Annotated in this window: 2 protein-coding genes; both read left to right on the top strand. The window is 40.5% G+C overall.

Going from position 1 to position 3,448, the window contains the following annotated elements; genetic code table 11:
- Positions 1 to 635: 635 nt before the first annotated feature.
- Positions 636 to 2,054 carry a tRNA (N6-isopentenyl adenosine(37)-C2)-methylthiotransferase MiaB gene (gene miaB, locus AC1DND_RS23160; protein ID WP_477584946.1) on the top strand — a complete coding sequence of 473 codons (1,419 nt, stop codon included), beginning with the start codon at positions 636 to 638 and terminating at the stop codon, positions 2,052 to 2,054.
- An 86-nt stretch (positions 2,055 to 2,140) separates the two neighbouring features.
- On the top strand, positions 2,141 to 3,385 hold the full coding sequence (locus tag AC1DND_RS23155) for a sigma-54 interaction domain-containing protein (protein ID WP_477584945.1): 1,245 nt from the start codon (positions 2,141 to 2,143) through the stop codon (positions 3,383 to 3,385).
- Positions 3,386 to 3,448: the final 63 nt, after the last annotated feature.

The raw sequence follows: 3,448 nt of genomic DNA, 5'->3' as shown, positions 1-3,448 counted from the left end.
AAACCACTCATAGTAGCAAGAACAGCTGTAATCTAAACCCGATAGTACGAATGCCGATTTTTTCTATCGGCAGTAGGGATAGCGGGGCTGTAGCTCTCCATTGGCACCGAAGCCTACATTTTCAAAAACACCCTGACTTATTTTATAAAAAGGAATTATTAATTTTTTGGAGCGCAAGGKCAGTATAAGAAACACCGTTTGTTCCTTTGCTGCGCTTRTACGCTTTCCCGAAAAATCGGGATACCTCCGGGCCTGYAGGGTACCGCTYCGCCAAGGGCTAGRTKGGTTAGGACRGTGGYATGGAAAACCACTCATAGTAGCAAGAACAGCTGTAATCTAAACCCGATAGTACGAATGCCGATTTTTTCTRTCGGCAGTAGGGATAGCGGGGCTGCAGCCCACCATTGGCACCGAAGCATACATTTCCAAAAAAATCTTTCTTAACAAGTATGAAGTCGTTTGGTGCCAATCTTATTGCAGTTTCGATATCCCACAGTAGTAAGATTGCTTCGTCGTTCCTTCTCGCAATGACGCGAAGATCATAATCGTACTGTAAACATTTAAACAAAATATGTCAATTTGTCACTTTTAATTTTATTTATGTATTTTTGCAATCCCCAAAATGTTTTTAAATAATGATTGATTTACAAGTACAGGATAAGACGCACGATGAAGCCAGGCAAGGTGAAGCTTTAATTTTAGATACACCAATTAAAGCCGATGCCCGTAAATTATACATCGAAAGTTATGGTTGTGCAATGAATTTTGCTGATAGTGAAATTGTTGCCTCTATTCTTTCTGAAACAGGATTTGAAACCACAGGGGATTATCACCAGGCCGATGTAATCTTCATCAATACCTGTTCTATCCGTGAAAATGCTGAAACCAGAGTTAGGAACCGCTTATCGCAGTTCGGTGTCGAGAAACGCCGTAACCCGAAATTAATTGTTGGGGTTTTGGGCTGCATGGCAGAACGTTTAAAATCTAAATTTTTAGAAGAAGAACGTTTGGTTGATGTAGTGGTAGGACCCGATGCTTACCGCGATCTGCCTAACTTAATTGAACAGGTAGAAAGTGGACATAAAGCGGTTAACGTACTTTTATCCCGCGAAGAAACCTATGCGGATATTAGTCCGGTTCGTTTAAACAGCAACGGAATTACCGCTTTTATTTCCATTACCCGCGGCTGTAATAACATGTGTTCTTTCTGTGTGGTTMCTTTTACCCGTGGCCGCGAACGTAGCCGCGATGCCCATTCCATTATACAAGAAGCAAAAGGTTTATTTGAAGCTGGTTACCGTGAGGTTACGCTTTTAGGCCAAAACGTAGATTCATATACCTGGACATCGGAAGATGGAACTGAAACCGTAAACTTTGCGCAACTTTTAGCGCAAACAGCTTTGGTTAGTCCTGATTTAAGGGTACGTTTTTCTACTTCGCATCCAAAAGATATTACCGACGAGGTTTTACATACCATTGCTAAATACGATAACATCTGTAATTATATCCACTTGCCAGTTCAATCGGGTAATACCCGCATATTGGAGCTAATGAACAGGACTTATACCCGCGAATGGTATATCAATCGTATTGATGCCATCCGTAACATTATCCCGGGTTGTGCAATTTCTACCGATATCATCGCTGGTTTTTGTACTGAAACAGAAGAAGAGCATCAAGAAACCCTGAGCATGATGGATTACGTAGAATATGATTTTGCATATAACTTCACTTATTCTGAAAGACCAGGAACTTTAGCTGCCCGTAAATTGGAAGATGATATTCCTGAGGAAGTAAAAAAACGCCGTTTAGCTGAGATTTTAGCTAAGCAACAAGCACATTCGTTAATGCGCTTACAAGAGTGGGTGGGTAAAACCGTTCGTGTTTTGATTGAAGGCACTTCTAAAAAATCTGATCTGGATTATTGCGGAAGAGGAGATAGCGGAGCCATGGCGATTTTCCCTGCAATTGAAGGCGTTAAACCAGGCCAGTATGCAAATGTATTTATCGAAAAGTGTACATCAGCTACGTTAATTGGTAAAATAGTATCATAAAATCCCGTCATGCTGAACTTGTTTCAGCATCTTAAATTGAAAGACTCTGAAACAAGTTCAGAGTGACGTAACTTTAGAAAGAATAAATGGATACACAAAATATTAAACAGCGGTTCGGTATTATTGGCAATTCGCCATTGCTTAACCGTGCTATCGATATTGCAAGCCAGGTAGCACCAACTGATATGTCGGTGTTAATAACAGGCGAAAGTGGTAGTGGTAAAGAGGTATTCTCGCAGATTATCCATCAAATGAGTGCCCGTAAACACGGTGCTTTTATTGCTGTAAACTGCGGCGCCATTCCCGAAGGAACCATTGATTCTGAATTGTTTGGTCACGAGAAAGGATCTTTTACAGGTGCACATGAGGCACGTAAAGGTTACTTTGAAGTAGCAAACGGCGGAACCATTTTTTTAGACGAGGTTGCTGAGCTGCCTTTGGGTACACAGGCGCGTTTGCTGCGTATTTTAGAAAGCGGCGAATACTTACGCGTAGGCTCATCTAAAGTTCAGAAAACAGATGTTCGCATTATTGCTGCAACCAATGTTGATGTATATAACCGCGTTAAAAACGGAAAATTCCGCGAAGATTTATATTACAGGTTAAATACCGTTCCGYTGCGCATACCGGCTTTGCAAGAGCGTAAAGAAGATATTTATTTATTATTCAGAAAATTCTCTGCCGATTTTAGCGATAAATACCGTAGCCCTGCATTACATTTGGAGCCAGATGCCATTCAGATCCTAACCAATTATAGCTGGCCGGGTAATGTTCGTCAGTTAAAAAATATTGCCGAGCAGATCTGCGTATTGGAAAAAGACCGAAATGTAACCGGACAAGCCATTTTAAACTATATCCCGAACGAGGCCGGAAGTAACCTGCCAATGACGATTAATTCTCAGTCGAAAGAAGATTTTACAGAAAGAGATATTTTGTACAAGGTACTTTTCGATATGAAAAAGGATATGGTTGAGCTTAAAAAACTTGTTGCCGAAATTATTCAGCACGGCGGAAATACTGCTACCGTTTTAGCAGATAATCCTCAGTATATCAATCAGCTATACCGCGATGTAGAACTGCCCGCAGGGCAAGAGCATGCCTTTACCATTCAGCAACCTACGCCAAGCAATAATAATAACAACAATAACAATACTGATTATTTTGCACACGAGGCCGAAGAGGTAGAAGAATCTTTATCATTAGTGGATAAAGAATCAGATCTGATAAAAAAAGCATTAAAAAAACACAAGGGTAAACGTAAGTTTGCTGCACAAGAACTGGGCATTTCAGAGCGTACCCTGTACAGAAAAATTAAAGAATTGAATTTATAGCTTCATCGACTTTAAAACAAACCATATACTGATGAAACCATCATGAGCATACCACTTACAAAC

This window comes from Pedobacter sp. 01N416 (assembly GCF_056399685.1).
This window is presented reverse-complemented; position numbering and strand designations above follow the sequence as displayed.